This window comes from Candidatus Poriferisodalis sp. (assembly GCF_965208925.1).
Lineage (GTDB): Bacteria > Actinomycetota > Acidimicrobiia > Acidimicrobiales > Poriferisodalaceae > Poriferisodalis.
The window spans coordinates 365574-385041 of the sequence record NZ_OZ242364.1 but is presented as its reverse complement, the minus strand read 5'-3'; the positions used below and the strand labels follow the sequence as shown (position 1 = coordinate 385041).

At 67.2% G+C, this 19468-nt stretch carries 15 protein-coding genes; 12 read left to right on the top strand and 3 right to left on the bottom strand.

What is annotated here, in order from left to right; all coding sequences use genetic code 11:
* Positions 1 to 74 precede the first annotated feature (74 nt).
* Positions 75 to 1385: a nicotinate phosphoribosyltransferase gene (gene pncB / locus ACOGI5_RS01550; protein ID WP_419862712.1), complete on the top strand. Its 1311-nt coding sequence runs from the start codon at positions 75 to 77 to the stop codon at positions 1383 to 1385.
* On the opposite strand, the gene ACOGI5_RS01545 is transcribed toward pncB, so the two are convergent.
* Positions 1382 to 2044 (bottom strand): peroxiredoxin, encoded by a 663-nt coding sequence (locus ACOGI5_RS01545; RefSeq protein ID WP_419862711.1) that lies wholly within the window; start codon positions 2042 to 2044, stop codon positions 1382 to 1384. The two genes, pncB and ACOGI5_RS01545, sit on opposite strands and share 4 nt — an antisense overlap.
* A gap of 125 nt (positions 2045 to 2169) precedes the next feature.
* Positions 2170 to 3366 carry an NAD(+)/NADH kinase gene (locus ACOGI5_RS01540; protein WP_419862710.1) on the bottom strand — a complete coding sequence of 399 codons (1197 nt, stop codon included), beginning with the start codon at positions 3364 to 3366 and terminating at the stop codon, positions 2170 to 2172.
* Positions 3367 to 3435: 69 nt separating this feature from the next.
* On the opposite strand from ACOGI5_RS01540, the gene thiD reads away from it, so the two are divergent.
* The 4 genes from thiD to ACOGI5_RS01520 all read left to right on the top strand — a co-directional run bounded on the left by thiD (position 3436) and on the right by ACOGI5_RS01520 (position 7030).
* On the top strand, positions 3436 to 4278 hold the full coding sequence (thiD, locus tag ACOGI5_RS01535; RefSeq protein ID WP_419862709.1) for a bifunctional hydroxymethylpyrimidine kinase/phosphomethylpyrimidine kinase: 843 nt from the start codon (positions 3436 to 3438) through the stop codon (positions 4276 to 4278).
* A 211-nt stretch (positions 4279 to 4489) separates the two neighbouring features.
* Positions 4490 to 6133, top strand: a complete 1644-nt coding sequence (locus ACOGI5_RS01530) for an acyl-CoA mutase large subunit family protein (RefSeq protein WP_419862708.1) — start codon at positions 4490 to 4492, stop codon at positions 6131 to 6133.
* Between the two features lie 233 nt (positions 6134 to 6366).
* Positions 6367 to 6840 (top strand): DUF4333 domain-containing protein, encoded by a 474-nt coding sequence (locus tag ACOGI5_RS01525; protein WP_419862707.1) that lies wholly within the window; start codon positions 6367 to 6369, stop codon positions 6838 to 6840.
* A gap of 52 nt (positions 6841 to 6892) precedes the next feature.
* On the top strand, positions 6893 to 7030 hold the full coding sequence (locus ACOGI5_RS01520; protein ID WP_419862706.1) for a hypothetical protein: 138 nt from the start codon (positions 6893 to 6895) through the stop codon (positions 7028 to 7030).
* A 28-nt stretch (positions 7031 to 7058) separates the two neighbouring features.
* On the opposite strand, the gene ACOGI5_RS01515 is transcribed toward ACOGI5_RS01520, so the two are convergent.
* Positions 7059 to 8057 (bottom strand): MDR family oxidoreductase, encoded by a 999-nt coding sequence (locus ACOGI5_RS01515; protein ID WP_419862705.1) that lies wholly within the window; start codon positions 8055 to 8057, stop codon positions 7059 to 7061.
* Between the two features lie 122 nt (positions 8058 to 8179).
* On the opposite strand from ACOGI5_RS01515, the gene ACOGI5_RS01510 reads away from it, so the two are divergent.
* The 7 genes from ACOGI5_RS01510 to ACOGI5_RS01480 all read left to right on the top strand — a co-directional run bounded on the left by ACOGI5_RS01510 (position 8180) and on the right by ACOGI5_RS01480 (position 19283).
* Complete coding sequence (locus ACOGI5_RS01510; protein ID WP_419862704.1) at positions 8180 to 8845, top strand: NifU family protein; 666 nt, start codon at positions 8180 to 8182, stop codon at positions 8843 to 8845.
* Between the two features lie 20 nt (positions 8846 to 8865).
* Positions 8866 to 10356, top strand: coding sequence for a Fic family protein (locus tag ACOGI5_RS01505; protein WP_419862703.1), 1491 nt, complete (start codon positions 8866 to 8868; stop codon positions 10354 to 10356).
* Positions 10357 to 10367: 11 nt separating this feature from the next.
* Positions 10368 to 11102 (top strand): PIG-L deacetylase family protein, encoded by a 735-nt coding sequence (locus ACOGI5_RS01500; RefSeq protein WP_419862702.1) that lies wholly within the window; start codon positions 10368 to 10370, stop codon positions 11100 to 11102.
* 129 nt (positions 11103 to 11231) lie between these two features.
* Complete coding sequence (locus tag ACOGI5_RS01495; RefSeq protein WP_419862701.1) at positions 11232 to 15317, top strand: TIGR02680 family protein; 4086 nt, start codon at positions 11232 to 11234, stop codon at positions 15315 to 15317.
* A complete protein-coding gene (locus ACOGI5_RS01490) occupies positions 15314 to 16930 on the top strand; it encodes a TIGR02677 family protein (RefSeq protein ID WP_419862700.1) in 1617 nt (538 codons plus the stop codon). The genes ACOGI5_RS01495 and ACOGI5_RS01490 overlap by 4 nt, the downstream gene beginning before the upstream one ends.
* Positions 16927 to 18045, top strand: coding sequence for a TIGR02678 family protein (locus ACOGI5_RS01485; protein ID WP_419862699.1), 1119 nt, complete (start codon positions 16927 to 16929; stop codon positions 18043 to 18045). The genes ACOGI5_RS01490 and ACOGI5_RS01485 overlap by 4 nt, the downstream gene beginning before the upstream one ends.
* Positions 18042 to 19283: a TIGR02679 family protein gene (locus ACOGI5_RS01480; protein ID WP_419862698.1), complete on the top strand. Its 1242-nt coding sequence runs from the start codon at positions 18042 to 18044 to the stop codon at positions 19281 to 19283. Before ACOGI5_RS01485 ends, ACOGI5_RS01480 begins: the two co-directional genes overlap by 4 nt.
* The last annotated feature ends 185 nt before the right edge of the window (positions 19284 to 19468 follow it).

Below are 19468 nucleotides of genomic sequence, written 5' to 3'. Positions count from 1 at the left end.
TGGTTCGGGCCTGCGACCGCGGCCATGAGCCGGCGGCAGAGCACAGCCGGAACCCGAGCGGGCAGACTTTCGGCATGGGCACGGCGATGATGACCGACCTGTACGAGCTGACCATGCTCGACGCGGCCCTGCAGTCGGGCGTCGCGTCGCGCCGCTCGTGCTTCGAGGTGTTCGCCCGGCGACTGCCGCCGGGACGCGGCTATGGCGTGGTGGCGGGTCCAGGCCGGCTGGCCGGGCTGCTGGCCGACTACCGCTTCGAGGCCGACGATCTGGACTACCTAGCTGGTCTCGGCCGTTTCAGCGACGGCCTGCTCGACCACCTGGCGACGTTCCGATTCGACGGCGATGCTTGGAGCTACCGCGAGGGCGATTTCTACGTGCCGGGCAGCCCGGTATTGCGGGTCGATGCCTCGGTCGGCACAGCGCTGCTCGTGGAGACCTTGGTGCTCTCGGTGCTCAACCACGATTGCGCCGTGGCCTCTGCCGCAGCGCGGATGCACGATGTCGCCGAGGGCCGTCACCTCATCGAGATGGGCGGCCGCCGCACGCACGAGCTCGCAGCCGTCGCCGCGGCACGCGCCGCTTGGCTGGTGGGCTTCGATGCGACGTCCAACCTGTTGGCCGGCGAGCAATACGGCATTCCGACAGCCGGCACTGCGGCGCACGCTTTCACGCTGGCCCACCACGACGAGGAAGCTGCATTCGAGGCACAAATGCGTGCCCACGGCCTCGAGACCACCTTGCTGATCGACACCTTCGACTTGAGAACTGGGCTCGAACGGGGTCTCGCTGCGGCGAAGCGTCTTGGCGGGGTGCCAGGTGCGGTCCGCATCGACTCGGGAGATCTCACCGTCGAGGTGCCCCGGGTCAGGCAGTGGCTGGATGACGCAGGCGCCGAATCGACCCGCATCGTCGTGTCGGGCGATCTCGACGAGTACCGCATCGCCGACCTGGCCGATCTGCCGGTCGATGGCTACGGCGTGGGCACCCAGCTCGTGGTGGGCTCGGGCCATGCGACTGCCGGCATGGTGTACAAGGCGGTTGCCATCGCTCGGCATTCCGGCACGTTCGAGCCGGTGGTTCCCGTCTACAAGGAATCAGAGGGCAAGGCCACGCGTGGCGGTGTGGTGCGGCCCTACCGGGTGGTGCGCGATGGCGAGGCCAACTCGGAGACACTCGTTGAGCAGGATCGCCCCGGACCCACCAACAGCCGACCGTTGCATGTTCCGCTGCTGCGTTCCGGCGAAGCCGCCTATCCCTACACGCTCGCGCAGGATCGTGTCTTCCATCAGCGGGTCAGAGCCGAACTGCCGGCATCCATGCGGAGCTTGGACGGTGTACCCGCCTTCGAGGCCGAGGTCGTCGCCGAGTCAGGCGGGAACTAGGAGCCCGGCTGCGGCACCAGCCTCAGGTACGGCAGCGGCGACTCCCAGCCGTCGGGGTACTTCTCGGCGGCGGCCTCGTTGGAGACCGCAGGCACGATGATGACGTTCTCGCCCTGCTGCCAGTTGGCCGGGGTGGCCACCTGCTCGGCCGCAGTCAGCTGCACTGAGTCGAGCAGACGCAGGATCTCGGCGAAGTTGCGACCAGTGGTCATCGGGTAAGTGAGCGACGCCTTGATCTTCTTGTCGGGGCCGATGATGAACACCGTGCGAGCTGTGGCGTTGTCGGCCGCGGTGCGGCCTTGCGACGTGTCGCCTGCATCGGCGGGAAGCATGTCGTAGAGCTTGACCACGTTCAGCTCTGGATCGCCGATGAGCGGGTAGTTGGCCTCGTGGCCGGTAGCGGAGGCGATGTCGGCCTTCCAGGCCACGTGGTCGCTCACCCCGTCCACGCTGATGCCGATGATCTTGCAGTTGCGAGCGGCGAAGTCATCTGCCAGCGCTGCAACTGCACCCAGCTCGGTGGTGCATACCGGCGTGAAGTCCTTCGGATGGGAGAAGAGCAGCGCCCAGCCGTCGCCGATCCAGTCGTGGAAATTGATCTCGCCCTCAGTGGTGTCGGCTGTGAAATCGGGGGCGGTGTCATTGAGTCGCAGTGCCATATTCGTTCTCCTTGCGATGCGGCAGATGCTGTGATGCGTGAGCCGGCACAGCCCGTGCCGCGGAGGATAGCCGCATTTGACGATAAATCCGACCTGATTAGTCAAGAATTGGCCGCCACAAAGCCTCAGCAGCAATCGCGGATCGGGGTGCCGTCGGCGTGGTGGTAGTGGACCTTGGAGGCCTCGTTGAGCGCACGGTCGCCGGTCGGCGCCCGCGACGTCTCGAACACCCCGGCGGCGGCTCCCAATTCCAGCGCCCGTTCCACGTTCACCACCCGGGGCCCGCAGCGCCGCACATCTGCAGTCGCTGCTTCGTCGGGCCCGATCGTGCGCTCGCGGTCGCCGTCGAGCGACAGCACTGCCGGGCCTCGGAGCTCCACGGTTTCTCCCAGTTCGACGCTGCGGTGATCGATCACCGTCACCGTCCGGTACAGCCCAGGTGCGAGCGCCACGCGCATCGGGTAACCGCCCGGCCCGCAGTTCACCAGCACGCCCGCGTCGTCTTCGAACGAGCAGGGCTGCAGCAGCCCCGCGAGCGAGCTGAGCCCGATGCTGGCGGGGTGGGCGCGCGACACGAGCACCTGACGCATCCGCTCGCCGTCGGCGGGCATGCGGTTGCCGACGAAGTCATCGGCCAGCGTGACCGCATCGACCAACGCGATCTCGGTCCAGCCCTCCGCCTGCAGCCCCTCCTGCGATGTGCCGTTTCCGGATGTGCCGTTACCGGATGTGCCGCTTCCCGATGTGACGGTGATCAGCTTCGACTGGGGGGCGCACGCTGCGGGATCCACCACGCCGGCCGCCACCAGCCCCGCGGCGGCGCCGGCCACAGTGGGTTCGGTCAGGCTCGGGAACACGTTGTTCGTGCCGGTGGACATCGGCACCAGCGTCGCTTCGGGCCAGACCCCAGCAATCGTTCGGTTGGTGCCGTCGCCGCCCAGCGTCACCAGCACGCTGACATGACGGGCTCGCATGGCCTCGACCGCCCGGATCGTGTCGGCGGGCGAGACGGTCGCCCCCACATCCACGATCTCGATCTCGGCATCGATGCGAAGGTCGGTGAGCGCCCCTGTGGCGATGCCGAACGGTTCAGCCATCGCCACGATCCGCGTGGCCCCCGCGGTGACGGCGCCGATGACGGCCCGGGCGATCCGGTTGCGCTTGTCTTCGGTGGTGGACACTGCGCCTCGCGCCGCCACCCGGCGAACGTCGCGCCCCGAAACCGGGTTGGCGATAATCCCGATGGTGCCGTCGGGGGAGATGCGGCCAGTGCGGGAGTCGCCCCGTTCCGAGTGCTCCGGTCTCGATGCAGATCCGACCATCGCTCGCCGACGCTAACCACCAAGGGCGGGTGACAGCCGCACTGCGCGCCTGACTGTTGTACTTAGGACATGGTCGGCCCGATCGCGAGCGAGAACCCCCGTACACCCGCGCAGCACGCCTGGTCGCCGGCGGCATTGACCATTGCGGGTGCCGACTCCTCCGGCGGAGCCGGACTCGCGGCGGACCTTCGGGCCTTCGCGGCGTCCGGCGTGCACGGGGCATTCGCGCTCACACTGGTGTCGGCGCAGAACACGGCGGAGTTCCGGGCCGCACGCCCCGTGGATGCCGAGCTCGTGGCGGCGCAGATTCACGCTGTGCTCGACGACATGCCCATTGCAGCTTCCAAGACCGGCCTGCTGCTCACGGCTGAGACCGTCGCAGCGGTGGCATCGATAGCAGCCCGCCGGCTCCCCCAGTTGGTGGTGGACCCGGTGCTGGTCGACGGCGCCGGCGAACCCATGCTCAGCGCCGAGGCCGAGCGATCTGTTGCGACGCGCTTGTTGCCGAGCGCCCGAGTGGTGACGCCCAACCACCTCGAGGCAGGTCGACTTGTGGGCAGAGACCTGGGCGACGAGGTCGAAGCCTGGATCGACGCAGCCCATGAGCTCGCAGCCACCGGTCCGGAGGCTGTGATTGTGACCGGCGGCCGGCTGCGAGCCGGTGAAACGGTCACCGACGTCGTGGTCCGGGGCGGCAGTGTTCGGCTGTTGTCGGCGCCGCGCATCGAGACCCGCAACGTCCGGGGCTCGGGCGACATCTTCTCGGCAGCCATCTGTGCCGAGCTGGCAAAGGGCACAGATCTGGACTCAGCTATTGACCGTGCCCACGAGCTCACGGCACGAGCGCTGTCGGCGGGAGCAGATCGCCGCCTCGGCAGCGGCCGCGGCCCGGTCGACCCGCTCAATCTCTGAGGCCAGAGGCTGAGCCGGCAGGCGAAGCCGTGGCCCGAGCGGCCCGTGAGCGCAGCGAACAAGAGCGGAAGGCAAGAGGCATCGCAGCGAGACAGTTCATCCTTGGACGCAGCGTCGAGGACGGCCCGCGGGCTCCTGCATACACTTCAAGCGTCGCAGGCGACGTTCACGTTGAACGCGTGACGAGGCTTCGGATCTCAGGAGGCAACGGGTGACACGCGAGCGCTGGCAAACAGAGTTCGAGGCCACCCCGATGCGCGACGCCGACTTCGAGACGATGAGCGGCCTCGAGCTCGAGCCGCTGTACGCGCCCGACGACGGCGAACCCGACGGCGACGTCAGCTGGCCCGGCCAGTATCCGTACACGCGCGGCGTGCACGCCAGTGGCTACCGCGGCCGCCTCTGGACGATGCGCATGTTTGCGGGGTTCGGAACGCCCGAAGACACCAACAAGCGCTTTCACGAGATCCTGGAAGCGGGCGGAGGCGGACTGTCGACCGCATTCGACATGCCTACGCTCATGGGCCTCGATTCCGACGATGTCATGTCGCTGGGCGAGGTGGGCCGCTGCGGCGTCGCCGTCGACTCGATCGAGGACATGGCGACGCTGTACGACGGCATCGACCTCGAAGCGACGACCACGTCGATGACCATCAACGCACCGGCCGCCACGATCTGGGCCATGTTCGTCGCCAACGCCGAAGAGCACGGTGCGCATCGCAGCAAGCTCGGCGGCACGCTGCAGAACGACATTCTCAAGGAGTATCAAGCTCAGAAGGAATGGGTGTACCCGCCGCGGCCCTCGATGCGCATCGTCGCCGACACCATCGAATTCGCCACTGAGGAGATGCCCCGGTGGAATTCGGTGTCGATCAGCGGCTACCACATCCGCGAGGCGGGCTCGACGGCGGCACAGGAGCTCGCGTTCACCCTGGCCAACGGATTCGCATATGTCGAGGCTGCTGCCCAGCGGGGACTGTCCACTGACGAGTTTGCGCCCCGCCTGAGCTTCTTCTTCAACGCTCACATCGACTTCTTCGAGGAGATCGCCAAGTACCGGGCAGCCCGCCGCATCTGGGCACGATGGATGCGTGACCGGTACGGGGCGCAGAGTGAGCGGTCGATGATGCTGCGCTTTCACACCCAGACAGCCGGGGTCTCGCTCACAGCGCAGCAGCCGGAGATCAACATCGCTCGCACTGCCATCGAGGCACTCGCCGGAGTGCTCGGAGGCACCCAGAGCCTGCACACCAACTCCATGGACGAGGCGCTGGCGCTGCCGACGGACAAGGCAGCCCGGATTGCCCTGCGGACGCAGCAGATCATCGCCCACGAGACCGGTGCAGCCAACGTCATCGATCCGCTCGGGGGCAGCTGGTTCATCGAGGAGCTGACCGACCAGCTCGAAGCCGAAGCAACCGAGATGTTCGCTCACATCGACGCGGCTGGCGACGGATCCATGCTTGAGGGAGCCTTCCGCCTGATCGACGAGGGCTGGTACCAGTCCGGGATCGCCGACGCTGCGTATGAGTTCGAGAAGAAGGTGAACGCCGGCCGCCGGGTCGTGGTGGGCGCCAGTGCGTTCACCGAGGGCAGCGAAGACGACGAGATCGACCTGCTGAAGATCACCAACGACGACGAGCAGCGCCAGATCAAGCGGCTGGCCCAGGTGCGGGCCGATCGGAGCCAAGCGGCTGTCGACGAGGCGCTGACGTCACTCCGCCGGGCGGCGGAAACTGATGCGAACCTCATGCCGCACCTCATCGACACTGTGCGAACCCGGGCCACCGTGGGCGAGGTGACCAACGCCTTGGCCGACGTTTTCGGCCGTTACACCGAGCGGCCGTTCATCTGATCGTCTCCCGCGTTCGCATGCGGCGTGAGGCTGTGCAGAGGACACGGATGACCTGCGATTTTGCTGGCTGCGCGAAGTCCGGGTCATGCGGTGGTGTTGGGCTAATGTCCCGTCATTCCTACCCGGAGGCCCGCAACTTGACCAGACCGCTCGCGCCGGAGACAACCTGTGCGCAAGAGCGGTGGGCAGGTGTGCGTTGCATCCGCCGGCCGGCGCGAATCGCGGTTGCAGCGTTGCTGACGGCGACGGTGCTCGCGGCCTGCGGAGGCGGAACCGACCAGTCGCAGGTGGAGCGAGAAGTGCAGGATTACCTGCAGAGCGTGGTGGCGCCCGCCGAGATCGCGGACATCGACTGCCCGGAGGACGCACCCATCAGGCCGGGTTCAACGTTCCTGTGCGACGGCCTCGTCGAGGGGGCGTTCTACGAGGCGCAGGTGACGATCATCGATGAACAGGGGCGCCGCGAGATTCGACCCCGCCAGGCGGTGATGCAGACGAATGCCACCGAGACGGCGCTGGGCGCCGAAGCGGCAACTGCACTGGGATTCGGTGTCCAAGCCGACTGCGGCGACGACCAGTATCTGGTGGTGTCGGTTGGCCATACGTTCCTGTGCAAGCTCGAGCGTTCCGATACGGGGGCGACACAGGACATTGAGGTCGAGGTCCAGAACGAGATCGGCGCCATCGAGTGGAGGCTGAAGGGCTGAGCCCCGGTCGTCGGCAGGCGCTATGGGCCACAACTGACAGGCGGGAGGGGACATGGCGCAGCATCGGTACGACGCAGCGGGAAACCTGCGCCCTCTGCGTCAGCGCAGCCCGGCTCTGTGGTGGACAGCGGTCCTCGTGGTTGCCGCAATGCTGCTGACCGGCTTCGCCGCCATCACCTCGGTGCTGTAGTCAGGCACGCACATCGACCGACGCGCCGTCAGGCGCGCACATCGACCACAGTGCGCCCTTGCACTTCGCCCGCCAGGATCTTCGGCCCTAGCGCGGGCAGATCGCCGAGACCTACCGTTGTCGCCATCGACGCCAGCAGATCCCGATCCACCAGTTCGTCCAGTCGTTGCCATGCCGCAGCGCGCGGCTCGTAGGGGCACATCACCGAGTCGATGCCGAGCAGGTTCACGCCGCGCAGCAGGAACGGGATGACAGTGGTGTCGAGGCCGTTGCCCCCAGCGAGGCCGCACGCCGCCACGCTCGACCCGTACGACATCTGGGTCAACACGTTCGACAGCGTGGTCCCGCCCACGGCATCCACGCAGCCGCCGAATCGCTCGCTGCCGAGCGGCCGCTGCGGCGGGTCGGACAACTCCGCCCGGTCGATGATCTCAGCGGCGCCGAGGTTGCGCAGGTAGTCAGCGGTCTGCGGTCTGCCAGTCGAGGCCGCGACCTCATGGCCGGCCGCCGACAGCAGGTGCACCGCCACGCTGCCCACCCCGCCTGCGGCACCGGTCACCAGCACCGGGCCCGACCCGAGGCCGTGATCCTCCAGCGCCTGGGCGGCCAGCATCGAGGTGAACCCGGCCGTGCCGATCGTCATTGCGTCGAACGTCGACAGCCCGTCGGGCAGCCGCACCAGCCAGTCGCCGCTCACGCGTGCCCGCTCCGCGTAGCCGCCCCAGTGGGTCTCGCCGACTCGCCAGCCGGTCAGCACGACCCGATCTCCCGGAGCGAAGCGGCTGTCGTCGGATGACTCGACGACGCCCGCGAAGTCGATGCCTCCCACGTGCGGGTAGGAGCGGACGAGGCGCCCGATCCCGCCCAGGATCATCCCGTCCTTGTAGTTCAGCGTGCTGTACTCCACGGCCACGGTGACATTGCCGTCCGGCAGCTGGCTCTCGTCGATGTCGGCCAGCTCGGCCGAGACGGCCCTCGACCCATCTGGACAGTCCTGTTCGTGCAGCATCAATGCGCGGAAGGCCATGAAGATCCCCTTTGTTGCGGGTTGCCCTCGGTCTGGGAGGCCCAGCGAGCGCGCGGGACACTACCGCCAGGATGCCGAAGGCTGCCCACGGACCCGCAGGGCGTCGTCAGTAGGCTGCCGATATGGCCCTGAGCGACCCGATGGCTCCCGCCGATGCAGTGCGCGAATCGATGATGGAGACGCGGCGCGAAACCTTCGACGTCACGCCGGCCGCACTCGACAAGGTGGTCGAACTGCGCAACAGCGAAGTCGACGGCGATCAGCTGGCGCTTCGCATCGAGGTGACCGGCGCCCAAGGCGTCGACTACACCTACGACCTCGCCTTCGAGCTGCTGGCCGAAGCCGACGCTTCCGACGTGCCGTTTGCAGTCGGGGGCGGCCTGACGGTGCTGATTCCCGATCGCGACGTGTCGAAGCTCGATGGCGCTTCGTTGGACTTGCCGTCCAACCCGAACCAACCGGGCTTGGTGCTGCGCAACCCGAACCGTCCCGACCTCGGGCCCAATGCACAGCTCGACCTCGACGGGACGGTGGAAGACAACGTCCGCGAGGTGCTCACCAAGCGGATCAACCCCTCGATTGCCGCGCATGGCGGGTTCGCCGAGCTGGTGTCGGTGGAGGGCGACACGGTGGTAGTCAAGCTGGGCGGCGGCTGCCAGGGCTGCGGCATGGCAAACGCCACCGTCACCGCTGGCATCGAACGCACGCTGCGAGAGCTGATCCCCCAGGTCGAGCGTGTCGTCGATCTCACCGACCACGCCTCGGGCGAGAACCCCTACTTCACCTAGGCTGCGGTAGCACTGCTGCGATGGCAGAGGCCGAGATAGCACACCACTGGTCGCCCATAGCCGAGCTGTCGGGCTTCGACCACGAGCTTGACCGGGCCGAGCTGATCTCACTCTCGGGCGTCTGGGATGACGTCAAGAGCGAGCTGCCGGCCGATCAGATCGACGACTTCAACGAGCGTCTCAAGCGCGAATGGGCCATCGAAACCGGTCTAATTGAGCGCGTATACACCTTCGACGCAGGCATCACCCAACTGCTGATCGAGCAAGGCATCGACGCATCGCTGATCCCTCACGACTCGACTGACAAGTCGCCGCTGTTAGTCGCGGGAATCATCGCTGATCAGGCGCAAGCAGTTGACTTTCTCTTCGACTTTGTCGGTCAACAACGGAGCCTGTCAACGTCCTACATCAAGGAACTCCATGCCTTGATGACACGCAAGCAAGCCACGGCCTCCGGTATCGACCAATTCGGCCGGTCCGTCGAAGTGCCGTTGACGCATGGCGAGTACAAGCGGCAACCAAACAATCCGACGCAGCCTGATGGCAGGATCTTCGAGTACTGCCCGCCCGAACAGGTCGCCTCTGAGATGGATCGGCTGGTCGCGATGCATCGTGCCCACGTCGAAGACGGCGTCGCTGCGGAGCTTGAGGCCGCGTGGCTGCACCATCGATTCGCGCAGATCCATCCATTCCAGGACGGCAATGGCCGTGTTGCCCGTGCCCTCGCGTCGCTTGTGCTGATCCGTGAGGGTTGGTTCCCGCTCGTTATCGCGAGTTCCGATCGAGCCAAGTACATCGACAACCTCAAGGCCGCTGACGCCGGCGATCTGCGGCCGTTGGCTTCGCAGTTTGCTGCCGTTCAGCGAATTTGGTTCCGCAAGGCCATCGGTATCGGCGAGCAAGTGCGGCAGGCGGCAGAACGGACCGACCAGCTCATTGCTGCTATCGGCGAGCAGTTCCGTGAGCGACGCGTGCAGACGCGCGTCGACATGGAGCAGGCCAAGGAGACAGCGACCACGCTGGCCCAGATGGCGCTGGCAAGGTTCCGTGCACTTCGAGACGACATCTCCCACGCGATCGGGGCCGATGACCAAACACGCCGTGTATTCGTGGATTTCGGCGTCGATGAGGACGCCGATCGTCGTTCTTGGCACCGCTACCAGATTGTCGAGACGGCACGGCACGAATCCCTCGACTACTGGACCAACTTTCGCGAATTCCATTCGTGGGTCCGGCTTGTATTGATGACCGAAAGCGGCCGATCCGAAATCCTGTTCTCGTTGCATGGCTTGAATCGCGAGTTTCGGGGTCTGGTCGGCGCCTCGATGTGCCTCTACCGCAGACAGAAGGGCGACGACATCGAGCATCAGATCATCGAACTGGAACCCACTTGCGGGGAGCTCTTCCAGTTCAACTACAAGGAGGCCACGGCTTCGGTTGAGCAGCGCTTCGATCAGTGGCTCGAAGAGTCGCTGCTTCGCGGCCTCGACCAGTGGCGGCGAGGCGAGTAGGCGATGCGGCTGTGAGTGTGATCCTCACCGACCAGGGCGAGATCGAGGCGCCGACGCGGGCGCTCATCGTGGTCGCGCATCCCGATGACATTGACTTCGGCATGGCCGGCACCGTGGCGGCGCTCACCGGTGCCGGGTGCCACGTGGCGTACTGCCTGACGACCAGTGGCGAGGCGGGCGGCGACGATCTTGAGCACACGCCTGCCGAGCTGGCTGCGATGCGCCAAGCAGAGCAGACGGCCGCTGCTAGGCGCGTGGGCGTGACCGAACTGCATTGGCTCGGTCATCCCGATGGCATGGTCGTCGCCGACCTGAGCTTGCGCCGCGACATCGCACGCGTGATTCGTATCTCACGCCCCGACGTGGTGCTGTGCCAGACGACGATCCCCAACTGGGATCACATCTACATCTCCCACCCCGACCACTTGGCCACTGCCACAGCGGCGCTGGCCGCCGTGTACCCCGATTCCCGCAATCCGCGTGCGTTTCCCGAGCTGCTCGACGAGGGTCACGAGCCTCACGAGGTCAGCGAGATCTGGCTGACCGGCACGGAGCCGAATCGCTACATAGACATCACTGACACCTTCGAGCAGAAGGTCGCAGCGCTGCGCGAGCACCACAGCCAGGTTTCCCAATTCGACGGGCTCGACGATCGAGTTCGCGAGTGGTGCAGCGGCACGGCCGAGGCCGGTGGCCTGCCGGAAGGCCGACTCGCCGAGGCCTACCGAGTCGTTCCCGCCGGCTGACGACGAGAGCCGCAACACGCAGAACTTGTCGCTCAGTGTTGCGTGGCGTCACCACTCGCTGACGGTTCAGCTCACGCATCCGAACCGTGACGTCGGTTCATGTCACAGGCTGTCGCTACGTTCTGTGCCGTGGGCATTCCCTCTGACGCTCCTCTGGCGCGCTGGCGGCTCGAGCGCGCAGGGATCATCAACATCTACCAGTACGGCGACGAGGTGCTGGAGTTTCGGGGCGGGCGGCTGCTGCTGCGCGGCGTCAACGGTTCGGGCAAGTCGACTGCGATGAACATGCTGCTCCCGTTCCTGCTCACGGCCAGCCAGCGCAATATCGACGCTGCCCGCGAGCAGAGCGGCTTGTTGCGGTCCTGGATGCTCGACGGCCGCGACGACGCCCAGCCGGTGGGCTACCTGTGGATTGAGTTCCGGCTGGGGAACGAGTACTTCGTCTGTGGATGCGGCATCAAGGCGAACCGGCAGGCCGACAACGTCACGACCTGGTGGTTCGCGACATCGAAGCGGCCTGGCATCGACTTCGACTTGGTCGACGGGGGAGTGCCGCTGTCGGCAGACGCGCTGCGCGACAGGCTCGGCGGCGACCCTGTGTTCGCTCGGCGTGACCGGCGCGACTACAAAAGCCATATCGAGCAGCGCCTGTTCGGCGGCGCGAACTTGGACCAGCACATCCGGCTCATCGACAAGGTCCGCAACCCGCGCGTCGGCGACCGGATCGATGTCGACCTGCCGCTTGATCTCGCCGACGCGTTGCCGCAGCTCTCCGAGCAAGCGCTCACCGATGCAGCCGCCCCGCTCGATGATCTCGAAGATCACCGGCGCAACGTCGCCGAGCTCGGGAGGACCATCACCGCCGTCGAGGGGTTGCTTGATCGATACCGCGCCTACTGCACGGGCGACCTGCGGCAGCGAACCGAACAGGGCCGTCGCCTGCTCGCTGAGTCCCAACGCAACCGTCGCTCCGAGGTCGCAGCGCGCAACGCGGTCACTGCTGCCGAAGAGGAAGCAGAGCGGCTGGATGGGACGATCGCGGCTCAGCAGCGCAGCGTCGAGCGGTTGCGCAGCGAGGTCTCGGCAATCGAGGAGTCGCGTGCGTACCAGGAAGGGCGCCAGCTTGACGGCGTGCGCGATCTTGTCCACAGCCTCAACCGCCAGCATGAGGAATCGACACGCAGCCTCGCGAACGCGCAGGAGCAAGTGCGCGATTCCTGCGAGCACCTTGTCGCCGCTGCCGGCCGCAGCGAGGACGACATCGTCGAGCTGAACTCCGCGCTGTCGCAAGCCGATCAGCTCGCGACGCGGTGCGGTGTCGGGCAACGCCCGCCGACGGCGGTGGACTGTGACCGCGTCCGGCTTGAGGGCCTTGAGGTTCCCGTCCCGGAGACGTTCGACGCCAGCTCCGCCAAGCGTCGCCTTGACGCGTCTGCGGCGGGGGCGCTGCAGCGGCGCGGCGACATCGACCGGGTGGCCGAGGCGCGCTCGGGATGCGACCAGTCCGAGGCGCAGTACGCACGCGCGACCGATGCGCTTGACGATGTGGCGAACGCGAAGCAGCGCGCTTCCGACGCGCACTCGCAGCGGCTGGACGCCTTGGCGGCAGCTCAGCGGGAATGGATCGGCCGCAGCGACGATTGGGCATCGGCTGCCGTCACGTTGTGTGCGTCCGCCCGAACGCAGACCGACGTCGCTGCACTCGCTGCGGCGGGCGCGGAACTGCTCGGGAACGACGCCGAGTCATTCGCTGCGCAGCGGGCGGAGTTGGTGGCGGCATTCGATGCTGCTGTCGAGGTGCAGACCGCAAGGGTGGCGGACGGTCGCCAGGCGCTCGAGTCGGCGCGCCAGGCTGCGGCCGACCAGCAGGCGCTGGTTGAGAGGCTCTTGGGCATGTCCGAACCGGAGTCGCCGCGGCTCGACTGGCAAGCTCCCGCGGACCATTGCTTCGCCGATCTGGTGGACTTCCTGCCCGGACTCGATGAGGCCGAGCGGGTGGGCATCGAAGCGGCGCTCGAAGCCTCCGGACTGTTGGCTGCCCGCATGCATGCCGAAGACGCGCTCGAACTCGCGAGCGGGGAGCTGGTCGCTGTCGCCGCTTCACCCGTCGACGTGCCTCTCAGCCGCTGGCTGCGCCCAGCGATGCCAGCCGGGCTAGATGACGCAGTCGACGAGGGAGTAGTCGCTCGACTGCTGCTCTCGATCAGTGGCGATGTCAGCGCGGGAGCCGCTGCCGCGGCGCCTGACGGGTCGTTCCGCACGGGGCTCCTGCATGGGCGCCACGCCAAAGAGCGCGCAGAGTTGATCGGCGCAGCAGCCCGGCGAGAGGCACTTGAACGCAAGCGTGCCGATGCGCAGCGTGAACTTGAAGCGCTGCAGGCTCACGAGCGGCAGGCAGCAACCATGCTCGAGCGCCAGCAGGAGACACTCATAGCGTTCCGTCGCCACGGCGCCCTGTTGCCCGATACCGGTGCCATCGAGCGTGTGGTGGGTGGTCTCGAGGCGGCGGCGAGCGAGCTGGCGGCGGCCGAGTCACGTCACGAGGAGGCCAAGCATGCAGCGGCGCTGGCTGAGAGCAATGTCAATGCAGCAGACGCAGAGCTGCGCCGGACTGCTTCGACGTTGTCGTTGCCGCGAGACCGCGCCGGACTGGACAGCATCGCCGCCGAGCTTGCTGATTTCCAGCGGCTGCTGGGTTCGTGCAACGACGGGCTCACGACATTGCGACGATCGGTCGACGAGTGCGCGCGTGCCGCCGTGCAATACGGCAACGACCTCGCCCGACGTGATGACCTGAGCACCCAGGTGACACAGACCGCGTCGAAGCGCGACCAAGAGCAGGCTCGCCTCGACACGCTGGAGAAAACCGTCGGCGCTGACTACGAACGCGTCCGCCGAGAACGCGACCGGCTCGCAAACGAGTTCGAACAGGCCGAACAACGTCTGCCGGATATGCGCGAACAGAAGGAACGCACTGTCGAACGCAGAGCCTCGGCCCGCGCTGTCGCTGAGCATGCACAACAAGCGGCTTCGATTAGCGAGCGCTCGTGCGAGACCTACAGGGTCGGCATCGACGAGGTGATCAGGATTCAGGGCTACTTCGATGCGGTCGCGAGTCAGGAGGCGACACCGCCCGCGAGCGACAGCGCGGGTTCGGCGGGCCTCGCAGCGATGCTCGACGAGATCGGCAGGCTCGTTCCCGCTGTTGCTGAACGCACTGCCGCCGCCGACACCGCGGTCAACGCCGACAGCGTCCGGCAGTCGCTGCAGCAGCGCCGCGGCTCGCTCGGCGCCGGGTGGGATGCAGCCGCACTCCAGCCCGATGCGAGCAATCCGCTCGCGGTGGAAGTCACTGGGCCGCTCGGCACCATGACCCTCGCCGCCGCCCTGCGATCCGCGACATCGCAGCACCAGCAGCTCGCAGGGCTGCTTGACCGTAAGCAGCAGGATGCGCTGCGAGAACTCCTGCAGGGGCTGATCGCCAGGGAGATCGCCCAGAAGATGCGCGGCGCGGAGCGCCTGATCGAACGGACGAATGAGCGGCTCGCAACGGTGTCCACCGCACACCGGGTGGGCGTGCGCCTGCGATGGCGACGTTCCCCGGAGCTCGACGACTCGACCGCGCGCATGGTCGAACTGCTCGCGAAGCCGCCTGACCTTCGCACACCCGACGAGAACAGCGAAGTCCGCGATGCCCTGACGCAACGGCTGGACACAGCACGGTCCGATGATCCCGACGCCCCCTACCGGCAGCTCATCGCGGAGACGCTCGACTACAAGACGTGGCACGACCTCGACGTGATGGTGACACGGCCCGAAGCGCCCGAGCGCCGGCTCAGCCGTCGCACGCCGCTGTCGGAAGGCGAGAAGAAGCTCGTCACCTACTTGCCGTTGTTCGTCGCGGTGGCTGCTTCGTATGACGTTCTCGCAGAGGCGGGCGCTCAGCCCGGTGCCGAGTCACCCCAGATCGCCCGATTCGTGCTGCTCGACGATGCGTTTGCCAAGGTTTCTGCCGACAATCACGCCAGCCTGTTCGGTCTGCTCGTGTCGCTGGATCTCGACTTCATCGCTACGAGCGAACGACTGTGGGGCGACCATCGGACAGTGCCCGAGCTGTCCATCGTCGAGATCGTTCGCGATGTCGGCCTGAAGTCGATCCTGCTCGATCGCTACACCTGGCAGGGCGACACGCTGGAGCGTGTCGGCATGACATGAGCGAAACCGCAGCCGGTTCGGGCGTAGCGTCGCCGCCGACCGGCGACGGGCCTGACGCGCACCGCGTCCGCCACCTGTTCCGCTACCTCGGAGGCGAAGAGTGGGCTGAGTACCGCGCCATCCTCGCCGTGTTCGCCGACACCTTCTTCACCGAGTTCAGTCCCGAAGAGGTGCAAGCCCGCATGGTGGACTCGCACCTGGGGGCCGACGTGGTGCGGGATCGTCTCGAACGCCTGCGCCAATGGGGCAACCTGACGGTCTCCACGGACGCCGGCAACCCAACCAGCCTCGAGGACTACAACCGCAGGCGTCACCGGTACCTGATCACGAGCGCAGGCCAGCAGGTCTTCGATCTCACCGAGCGCCTGCTTGCCGGCATCGACGAGGTCGCCGACCCTCAAGCCGGCCGGCTGAGCGATCTCGCGGCCCGACTGCAGGCGCTTGCGGATCACGCGTCGAGTGACTTCGGCGACTTGGGAATCGAAGACGCGACGGCTGCAGTGCGGGCAGTGTTCGACACGCACGAACGGTTCGCTGAAGAGCTGACCGGCTTCTTTCGCCAGCTCGCCCAATGGCAGAGCCGGTACGACCTGAGCACCGACGAGGTCCAGCTGCTCGCGACGGTCATCGTCGGCTACGTGAGCGAGCAGCTTGCCCAGATCGAGCGGCTGCAGCGGCCGATTGCCCGCAGCCTGGAGCTGATCACACCGCGCCTGGACCGATTGCTGCCGAGAGTCGACGCGGGATTGGCAGAGCGCGTCGGGGAGGCGGGCCTCGCCGAGATGTTCTCCGCTCGGCGCACACTCGGGACCGAACGTGACGATTGGCGCCTGCTGAGCGGCTGGTTCAGCGAGGCCCCGGGACGCCCGTCGCGCCTGAGCCAGCTCACTGACCAAGCGTTGTCGGCGGTGCGCACGCTGACCGCCAACCTCAGTCGGCTCTCGCGCCTGGGCACGGCGACTACCTCTCGGCGGGCTGACTTTCTGCGACTGGCAGGCTCTTTCGACGCAGCCGCGACGTCCGGCGAGGCGCACGACCTAGCGGCTGCGGCTTTCGGCCTCGGGTCGTGCCGCAAGGCGGGGACGCTTGCTGCCGATGCCGACGATCCCGCACCGACGACCACGCCATGGGCGAGCGCGCCGCGAGCCTCGGTGCCTGTGTCATTGCGCGAGCGGGGCGAACGCACCCAGCGTGGCAACACGACACCGGTGCGCGATCGCAGCAGCGAGCTGCGAATTATCGCCGAACGCCTCGACCGCGAGCGCGTCGAGCGTCAGGCGGCAGCCCGTGAGCTGCTGTCGGGCACCGACGAGACCGGACGGATCGACGGCGCGTTGCTGTCGCCATCAGCGTTCGGATTGCTCCGGGAGCTCATCAGCCTGTGCGGGCACCATGCGGCGGGCGATGCCGGGACCCGGGTGGCGAGTGCTGCAGGACTCCGGTGCGAACTGCGACGCGATGATCTCGTCGAGACCGTCATCAGGTGCCCTGAGGGTCGGCTGCTGTTGCACGGTCTGACCATCACGATTGCCCAGCCCGACGGCGGCGAGCGGCGAGCAGTCCAATCGGCTGCCGCAACGTCAGCGCCGACTGGCGCGGAGGCGGCGGCATGAGCGCGGTCTCAGACACCGATCTGCTCGCGGCCGAACTCCGCGAGGCAGCGCGTTGGCTGGCAGCGCGACCGCTGGTTGCGGCAGAGAACTCTCCCGATGAGTTCATGCTGATCCGGCGACACCGGCGGCAGCTTGACCAGTGGTTCACACAGCGTTTCGGCTACCGGCTGCAGGTGACTGCGGACACTGCCCGACTCTTCAAGACTACGGCGACAGTGCGCAATCGCCCGCTTCGGACTGCCACGGTGCAGCCACGACCCTTCAGCACCTCGGAGTACCTGATGCTGGCACTCGTGCTGGCAGCAGTGGTGTCGGGCCCCAGCGTGATCAGCTTGCGCGACCTCATCGGGGAGCTGCGGGCCGCAGCGGCTGAAGCGGGCGTGGAGATCGGGGTCGAGCCATCGGATCGGCGGGCGCTGGTGACAGCACTACGCTGGATGATCGCCCAGGGCCTCGCCGCCGAGCTGCATGAACGCATCGACGACTACGCACATGATGCGGAAGCCGATGCTGTGCTCGCGATTCGGCCTGACCGCGTAGCGTTGCTGCCGTTGCCGGCCTTGGCACGGGCTGAGTCCGCTGCGCAGTTGCTTGAGCGATCCAGACCCGACGTGTCGACGCGCTCGGGGATGCGGGCGCGGATCCTCGAGGAGCCAGTCGTGTATCGCGACGACTTCGAGGCGGATGAGTGGTCAGAGCTGCGTCGACGTCTCGGTGAGGAGGTCGACTTCTTCGACGAGATGTTCGGCCTGCACATCGAGGCGCGAGCCGAGGGCGTCATGGCCGTCGACCCCGATGGAGAACTGTCAGATGTACGGTTCCCGCAGACCGGCACCGTCGGGCACGCGGCGTTGCTGCTCGCCGATCACCTCGCTCGGAGCGACGGAACCTCGCTGCGACGTGATCAGGTGGTTGCGGTGGTCGCCGACTTCGCAGCCGAGCATCGTTCCTACTGGTCCCAGATGGCAGACGCCCCGGCGCGGCTTGCCGACGAGGCGCTCTCGCTGCTCGCTGATCACCGGCTCGTCGAGCTCGGCGGCGACGACGTGGCCGTGCTGCCGGCGGCGGCGCGCTACGTCCTCGACGTCTCCCATGCTGAGGCGTCCATGCTGTGAGCGAGGCAACGGTCCCGGAATCGCTGGCGGACCCCGGCATGAGCGCGCTGTGGAGCGCGGCCCGCCAGAGGCTTGACCGCCGCGGGCCAGCCGTGCGCGGCACTATCGGGATGCCTCGCATCGAGTCGCGCTGCGTGCCGGCTGTCACGGCGCTGATCGGACGCTCGCCGACGGCGCGACTCGATCTCGGGGAGTTGGAGGCGGGCTTGGTTCGGCTGGGCGTCGGCCGCGATCTCGATTCGGCGTTGGAGCTTCTCGGATGCCCGCCCGATCCCGCACTGCGCAAGCGGCGCGACGCTCGCGACACAGCGCAGAACGCCCGTGCCGCCGTGCAATCCGAGCTGGAGCGATGGCCAGAGTCGTGGGCCGCCGAGTGGGGACACGACCTGCTCAGATCCGGCCTGCTCACGGGTCTCGATGCAGCCGCAGCAGCATCGCTGCTGGCCGACGTTCGCAAGTTCCTCGACGCTCGTCGCGATCCGCCCGGTCGGAGTGCGTCGCGGGTGGAGTTGGCGGCCCGGCTCTTCGGTTCTGCTCACGCGCTCGACAGGCAGACGAAGCTCGCAGCGGCCACCGAACGGGCACTGAGGCACTTGATCGGCCCTGAGGGCGACACGCTCGAGGGCCGCGCCCTCTGGGAGGCGGCAGGAATCGCAGCCGACTCGGTCTCCGCTCCGGTGCTGACGTGGGGATTGCGCCCGCCCGGCATGTCGCCGCTGGCGAAGATGTTGACCGCCGCGGCCGAGGCCTCGTTGCCGATCCATGTGAGCTTGCGGGCATTGCGAGCGCATCGGATCGAGGCGACGGCGGGCGCCCCAGTGCTGGTTGTCGAGAATCCGAGCGTGATCGAGCATGCGGCCGATGGGCGTGTCCCGTTTGGCCTCGTGTGCACCAACGGCAATCCGACATCTGCAGTGGTCGAACTGATCGACCAGCTCGCGGCAAGCGGCGTTGACCTCCGCTATCACGGTGACTTCGATGCAGCCGGCATCGCCATCTGTCGTCGAATGGCCGACCGCGGGTGCACGCCGTGGATGATGTCTGCCGCCGACTATCTCGAGGCGATCGAGCGAGCAGAGACCCAGGGCGTGCAGTTGCCCCACGACTGCTCGGACGCTGGACCGACGCCGTGGGACCCCGTCCTCGAGGCGGACTTCGACGAGCGCCGCTGCATCGTGCATGAGGAGTTGGTGGTTGCGGATGTCCTGCGCGAGTTCGGCGTGCGTTTCCGCGACTGAGCCACCCATGCAGTCCGACGGCTTGCCGGAAGACCGTCTCGCCGAGGCCTTCCGCGTCGTCGCTGCCGGCTGACTCAACACCCGAGGGCGCATCCTCGTAGGCTCCTGCGCTGGCTGGGGTGAGCCAGGCGGCCGTACGTGCCGACGGCATCGGAACCCGGCTGAGGATTCGTACCGGGGAGAGA